This window comes from Paraburkholderia aspalathi (assembly GCF_900116445.1).
GTDB classification, from domain to species: domain Bacteria; phylum Pseudomonadota; class Gammaproteobacteria; order Burkholderiales; family Burkholderiaceae; genus Paraburkholderia; species Paraburkholderia aspalathi.
In genome coordinates this window covers 68,975-76,139 of the sequence record NZ_FPBH01000037.1, presented here as the reverse complement: position 1 = coordinate 76,139, position 7,165 = coordinate 68,975, and the positions used below count along the sequence as shown (strand labels likewise).

At 59.6% G+C, this 7,165-nt stretch carries 4 protein-coding genes and 1 rRNA gene; 3 read left to right on the top strand and 2 right to left on the bottom strand.

What is annotated here, in order from left to right; genetic code table 11:
• A 5S ribosomal RNA gene (gene rrf, locus BM438_RS47100) occupies positions 1-86 on the top strand; the annotation flags it as partial.
• 231 nt (positions 87-317) lie between these two features.
• On the opposite strand, the gene BM438_RS37915 is transcribed toward rrf, so the two are convergent.
• Positions 318-1,514 (bottom strand): M20 aminoacylase family protein, encoded by a 1,197-nt coding sequence (locus tag BM438_RS37915; protein ID WP_093645282.1) that lies wholly within the window; start codon positions 1,512-1,514, stop codon positions 318-320.
• Between the two features lie 178 nt (positions 1,515-1,692).
• Here BM438_RS37915 and BM438_RS37910 point away from each other — a divergent pair, with 178 nt between their 5' ends.
• Both BM438_RS37910 and BM438_RS37905 read left to right on the top strand, forming a co-directional pair.
• Positions 1,693-3,771 (top strand): molybdopterin-containing oxidoreductase family protein, encoded by a 2,079-nt coding sequence (locus tag BM438_RS37910; protein WP_093645280.1) that lies wholly within the window; start codon positions 1,693-1,695, stop codon positions 3,769-3,771.
• Positions 3,772-3,918: 147 nt separating this feature from the next.
• Positions 3,919-5,592 carry a long-chain fatty acid--CoA ligase gene (locus tag BM438_RS37905; RefSeq protein WP_093645278.1) on the top strand — a complete coding sequence of 558 codons (1,674 nt, stop codon included), beginning with the start codon at positions 3,919-3,921 and terminating at the stop codon, positions 5,590-5,592.
• 223 nt (positions 5,593-5,815) lie between these two features.
• Here BM438_RS37905 and BM438_RS37900 read toward each other — a convergent pair whose 3' ends face one another.
• The gene (locus BM438_RS37900) at positions 5,816-6,985 is read right to left on the bottom strand and encodes a porin (protein WP_093645276.1); all 1,170 of its coding nucleotides are present in this window, start codon (positions 6,983-6,985) and stop codon (positions 5,816-5,818) included.
• Between the last annotated feature and the right edge of the window lie 180 nt (positions 6,986-7,165).

Here is a 7,165-nt window from a genome sequence, read left to right as displayed (position 1 = left end):
CCCCTTCCCATCCCGAACAGGACCGTGAAACGACTCCACGCCGATGATAGTGCGGATTCCCGTGTGAAAGTAGGTAATCGTCAGGCTCCCCAGCAAGTCCAGAAACCCCACCCCTAAAAGGTGGGGTTTCTGCGTTTACGGCTCTGAAGAAAATTCCGTCAGCAACGCTACTCACTCCTTCCCGATCCGCAGCGCGTTCGCGTACCGCGTCAGCTCCATGCAAGCACGTCGGACGTCAGTAGTGCCGCGCGTCGACATACGCGCAGCTACAGTCGACGGCTGAATCACAAGCCGTCTCCCAGATCCATTCAGCCGCCTTATTTCTCCTGTGCCAGAAATCGCTGCGCCAGCCGAACCCAATACGTCGAGCCGATTGGCAATAGCTCGTCGTTGAAGTCATAGCTCGCGTTGTGCAGCATGCAAGGCCCGGCACCATGTCCTGATTCCCGATGACCACCGTCGCCGTTACCGAGAAATGCGTAGCAGCCCGGCTTCGCCAGCAGCATGAACGAAAAATCCTCAGCGCCCATCGTCGGTTCGACTGAGTCATCAACATTTTCCGCACCGACAATTTCCTTCATGACCGACGCCGCGAAGCGGGTCTCTTCGCTGCTGTTGATCGTCGGCGGGTAGTTTCGATGGAAGTGAATGTCGACCGAGCAGTCGTAAGCTTCGGCCGTGCTCTGGGCGATCTTGCGCATGCGTGTTTCGATCAGATCGAGCGTTTCGGTGGTAAACGTCCGCACTGTCCCTGCGATCCACGCATCGTCCGGGACGACATTGAGCGCGTCGCCGGCGTGAATCTGGGTGATCGACAACACGGCGGTATCGAGCGGTTTCTTGTTTCGCGTGATGATGCTCTGCAGCCCGCTCGCAATCTGAACCGCGGTGAACACCGGGTCGCGGCCGTTGTGCGGCAGCGCCGCGTGTGACCCCACGCCTTTGATTTCAATGCGAAATTCGTTGCTGGACGCCATGATCGGCCCTTCGGTCACACCGAAGTGGCCTGACGGCATGCCCGGCCAGTTGTGAATGCCGAAGACCGCATCGACCGGAAACTTCGTGAACAGCCCATCGTCGATCATTGCCTGCGCGCCGGCGCCGCCTTCTTCTGCCGGTTGAAAGATGAACACGATCGTGCCGTCGAACTCGCCATGTTTGACCAGATGCCGCGCAGCGCCGAGCAGCATCGCGGTATGTCCGTCATGGCCGCACGCGTGCATTTTGCCGTCGTTCTGCGAACGATGATCGAAGCTGTTTAGCTCCTGAATCGGCAATGCATCCATGTCGGCGCGCAGTCCGATCGAGCGCGATCCGTTGCCGCGCTTCAGTACGCCGACTACGCCTGTTTTGCCCAATCCGCGATGAGTCTCGATGCCCCAGGACTCAAGTGTCCTGGCAACCAGATCCGCTGTTGCTGTTTCTTCATAACGCAACTCGGGGTGAGCATGAATCGTTCGTCGAAGGGTTTGAATTTCGCCGTGAGCGGCCTGGATTTCTGGGATCAGTTTCATGATGGTGCGCTTGTGCTTTGCTTTGCGTGGAATCGCTCGGGGCCATATTGCCCGGGCACGTTGATAACCGATTCTACGCCGAAGGCGTTTTTGGCGGCACCACGCAGGTCAACGGGCCACGGAAGTAATAAAATTCGGGATTGCCCCGCCGCTTACTGCTCTCCTGGACGGACCGCCGATGAATGCTCCGACTGAATTCGCCCGCGCGGTGTGTCCGCACGATTGCCCTGATACCTGCGCGATGCGCGTAACCGTCGAAGGCGGGCGGGCGATCAAGGTCGTCGGCGACCCCGATCACCAGCCGACGCAAGGCGCGCTGTGTACCAAGGTCAACCGCTATGCCGAGCGGGTGCACCATCCGAATCGGTTGACGACTCCGATGAAGCGCGTCGGCCGCAAAGGCGAAGGCCGTTTTGAGCCGATTAGTTGGGACGAGGCGCTTGAGTTCGCCGCAGCACGCCTGTCGGAAATCGCGCGCCGTGCGCCCGAAGCCATCATGCCCTACAGCTATGCCGGTACGATGGGCCTGGTTCAAGGCGACAGCATTGCGCAACGGTTCTTTCACAAACTCGGCGCATCGCAGTTAGACCGCACGATTTGTGCAGCCGCCGGTGCGGCGGGGTTGAAATACACCTACGGCGCGGGCATTGGCATGCTCACCGAGTTTTTCGGCGAAAGCGAGGTTATCCTGATCTGGGGTTCGAACCCCATCGCTTCGAACCTGCACTTCTGGACACGCGCCCAGGAAGCCAAGCGTCGCGGTGCAAGGCTGATCGCGATCGATCCGTACCGGTCGCTGACGGCGGAAAAATGTCACCAGCACATTGCACTGAAGCCGGGAACTGACGGCGCTTTGGCGCTCGGCATGATCAACGTGTTGATCGCGGAAAATCTGCTCGATCACGCCTACATCGCGGCTCATACCTTGGGCTTTGCAGAACTGAAGGATCGCGCACTCAGTTATCCGCCGTCACGTGCAGCTCAAATCTGCGGTGTCGACGAGCAGGTGATCGTCGATCTTGCGCGCCTTTACGGCAGCACGAAAAAGGCCGCGATCCGGATGAACTATGGCCTGCAACGGGTGCGTGGCGGCGGTAACGCCGTACGCGCAATCGCCTGCTTACCTTCGCTGACAGGCGCATGGCGCGACCGAGCGGGTGGTGTGTTGCTGTCTTCGGGCGGATGGGCGCCGGTGGATTCGCACGCGTTGCAGCGCCCGGACCTGATGCCGGGCTGGCCCGCCAAGACTTCGCGCGTCATCAATATGAACGCGATCGGCGACGCGTTGCTGCATCCGGGCGATGCGACGTTCGGCCCGAAAGTCGAGGCGATCATCGTCTACAACTCGAACCCGGTGGCGGTCGCGCCGGACTCGGAACGGGTTGCCGCAGGTTTTGCACGCGAAAACCTGTTCACGATCGTCCTCGAGCACTTTCAGACCGACACCGCGGACTACGCCGATCTACTTCTGCCTGCCACGACCCAGTTGGAGCACCTCGACGTGCACAAGTCGTACGGACACACACATGTGATGGTCAACTTGCCGGCGATTGCGCCGGTCGGCGATGCACGCCCGAACACGGAGATCTTTCGCGGCCTGGCGCGCCACATGGGCCTGCAGGAGCCGGCACTTTACGAGAGCGACGACGCTATCGCGCAGTCTGCTTTCCGCTGGAACGACAAAACGCTGGAAGGCGTTAACTGGGACTCGCTAAAGAAAACCGGCTGGGCGGCGCTGAATCTGCCTGACGCACCATTCGCAGAGGGTGGCTTTCGCACGCCGTCGGGCAAATGCGAGTTCTTCAGCGAGCGCCTTGCGCAGCAAGGGCTCGATCCGTTGCCCGACTACCTGCCGCCTTACGAATCCGAAGACGGTGCGCCCGAGCTCGCCGCTCGTTACCCGCTTGCAATGATCTCGCCGCCTGCTCGTAACTTCCTGAACAGCACTTTCGTGAATATCGAAAGCCTGCGTTCCACAGAGGGCGAGCCGCACCTGGACATCCACCCGTCCGACGCGCAGCAGCGAAACATCGCTGACGGTGACCTGGTGCGCATATTCAACGATCGCGGCGCGATGCAGGCGCGTGCCCGTGTCACCGACAAGACACGTAAAGGGCTCGTGGTCGGGCTGTCGATATGGTGGAAGAAGCTCGCGCCCGACGGCTGTAACGCCAATCAGGTCACCAGCCAGGCGCTCACCGATCTGGGCGGATCGGCCACGTTTTACGACTGCCTCGTCGAAGTCGAACGCGCCTGAAAACACGTTCAAAAATCTCGCGGCAACGGCTCGCAGCGGGTTCGAGGTTGCAGTCTAACCTGGCCGCTTTTCACGAATAGCACAGGGATGCCCATGCTACGATGCGTTTTTAGCACGACCATTCGAAAATAAAGGAGGAGACGCTGCATGGACAAAATCTGGCTGAAATCTTATCCACCCGGCGTTCCCGCAGAGATTGATCCGACTCGCTATTCGTCCGTCGCCGAACTGCTCGAAGAAGCCTTCCGCGACCACCGCGCCAAACCTGCGTTCGTCTGCATGGGCAAGGAGATCAGCTACGGCGAGCTCGACGAACTCTCGCGCAAGCTGGCCGCGTGGTTTCAGTCGAGGGGTCTTGCCCGTGGCGCGCGCATCGCGATCATGATGCCGAACGTGCTGCAATATCCTGTCGCGATTGCGGCGATCTTGCGCGCGGGTTACGTGGTGGTGAATGTGAACCCGCTCTACACCCCGCGGGAACTCGAGCATCAGCTCAAGGACAGCGGCGCGGAAGCGATCATCCTGCTCGAGAACTTCGCTGTCACGCTGCAGGCGATCGTGGGCAATACGTCGGTCAAGCACATCGTCGTCGCAGCAATGGGCGATCTGATGGGCGTGAAGGGTACGCTGGTGAACTTTGTCGTGCGGCGAGTGAAGAAGATGGTGCCGGCGTGGAGTCTCCCGGGCCACGTCAAATTTAATACCGCGATCGCCGAGGGTGGCCGTCAGAGTTTCAAGCCGGTCCAGCAAGGTCCGGACGACGTCGCGTTTCTCCAGTACACGGGCGGCACGACCGGCGTGGCCAAGGGCGCGACGCTCCTGCATCGGAACCTGATCGCCAACGTGCTGCAGTCGGAAATCTGGCTCGATCCGGTTCGCGCTAACCGCAAGGACATCGATCAGTTCGTCACGGTTGTTGCGTTGCCGCTTTATCACGTCTTTGCGCTGACGGTCTGCGGGCTGCTAACGATCCGTACCGGCGGCCTTGGCGTGCTGATTCCGAATCCGCGCGATATCCCCGGCATGATCAAGGCGCTGGAAGGCTATCCGATCACGACGATTCCCGCCGTCAATACGCTGTACAACGCGATGTTGAACAGCCCGGACTTCCACAAACTCGATTTTTCGAAGCTGATCGCAGCAAATGGCGGCGGTATGGCGGTACAGGAAGCGGTCGCCAAGCGCTGGTTCGAGCACACGCATACGCCGATCATCGAAGGCTACGGTCTGTCGGAGACCTCGCCGTGCGTCACCTGCAATCCGGTCACCGTCACGGAATATAGCGGCACGATCGGTTTGCCGCTGCCGTCGACGGAAATCTCGATTCGCGACGACGAAGGCAACGAGGTGCCGCTCGGCCAGCCGGGAGAAATCTGCATCCGCGGGCCGCAGGTGATGGCGGGTTACTGGAACCGCCCGGACGAAACCGCCAAGGTCATGACGTCGGATGGCTTCTTTAAATCGGGAGATGTCGGCTTGATGAACGAAAATGGCTTCGTCAAGATCGTCGATCGGAAGAAGGACATGATTCTTGTCTCGGGTTTCAACGTCTATCCGAACGAGATCGAAGACGTGGTTGCCAAGCTGCCGGGTGTGTTCGAAGTCGCGGCGGTTGGCGTGCCGGACCAGCATTCAGGCGAAGCGGTGAAGCTGTTTGTCGTGAAGAAGGACCAGGCGCTTACCGATGCGGACATCTTCGCGTATTGCAAACAGCAATTGACCGGCTACAAGCGGCCGAAGATCGTCGAATTCCGGACCGAACTGCCCAAGAGCAATGTCGGCAAAATTCTGCGTCGCGAATTGCGCGACGGCCGGGCGTAAGCGCGTCACGCGCATCAGGCTCATCGGCAGCCTGGCCGAAGCCGACACGAAGTAACGCACTGAGTGAAAGAAAGAGAGAAAGGCCCGGCAGACGAAAGTCTGCCGGGCCTTTCTCTTTGAGCCGTCGTATTCACGCAAAACAGCGGGCCGCGCGATGCGGCGCGCAACCATAAAAAAAGGCGCCCGAAGGCGCCTTTGAGGCAAACTGCTTTATTACGACTTATTAGAACTTGTGGCGGATACCAACGCGAGCTGCGAGTTGGTTCTGGTTCGACGAACCCGACAGGCCGTTGATGCCAGCCGTTGCGTTGACCGTAGCACCCGCTGCGTTCAGCGTTTCGCCCAGAGCGTGTTGGTACACACCAATCACGTACACGTCGGTACGCTTGGACAGGAAGTAGTCCACGCCAACCGAACCTTGGTGGTACTGAGCGCGCGATGCGCCGTTGATTTCCGCGCCGCGCGTGTAGTCATACGCTGCGCCGACCAGCAACGCCGGGGTCAACTGATACTTGAAGTTGAGTTCCGCGTTGTTGAACGTAGCCGATTGGCCCTTGAACGGCGACGTGAACGACGCGCCCAGGTTGCCGAAGCGGATGTTCGAGTACGTAGCACCGATCGTTGCTGCGCCGAACGTGTATGCGCCGCCTGCACCGATCACCTGGTAGGTGTTAGCCGAAGCGAAGCCTGCGTAGACCGGCGACGTCACAGCTGCGTTCGCTGCCGTAGTCGTGCCGCCGTTGTTGAACAGGCCGCCCGAAGCTGCCGGGGTACGCGCGTTCAAATAGCCAACGCCCAAGACCAACGGACCGTTGTTGTAGCCAGCGCCCAACGACCAGATCTGGTTCGACGTAACGTTGCCAGCAACACCGCCGAAGCTGTACGTGCCGCCGAACGTCAGACCGCCGTAGTTTGCGCTCGTGTACTTGACCGTGTTGTTGGTGCGGTACGCGTTGTTGAAGTTGTCGATGTCACCCGGGTGAGCAGCGATGTAGCCGCCCCACTGGTCACCGGCTTCCAGCGGACCAACGTAGTCGACGACGGAGTCGTATTGACGACCCAGCGTGACCGTACCGAACTGGCTCGACAGGCCGACGTAAGCTTGACGACCGAACATCAGGCCGCCTTGACCCAGCTTGCCGTTGTTCACGTCAAAGCCGTTTTCCAACACGAAGATTGCCTTCAGACCGCCGCCCAGATCTTCCGTGCCGCGCAGGCCGAAACGCGAGCCTTGCATGACGCCGCTGGACAGGTTGTACAGGTGCTTGCCACCCGAGTTGGTGTTGATGTTGAAGCCTTCATCAATAATGCCGTACAGGGTCACGCTGCTCTGAGCATGTGCGACGCCTGCGAATGCGCCCAGTGCTGCGAGAGCGAGAAGCGACTTTTTCATCGAATGATCTCCAAGGATTACGAATCTTTTGTACAAGGCGAATATTTGTCTAGCGTTGAGGCCTTGCTTGTCCAACTTCGCGAGAAGTTGCACGTAATGTAACAAAAGGCATACATGGCACAAAGAAAAAGGAGACGGCCAGGGCCGGTCCTGTTTCGTTTACGCAACATGGTCTAAAAT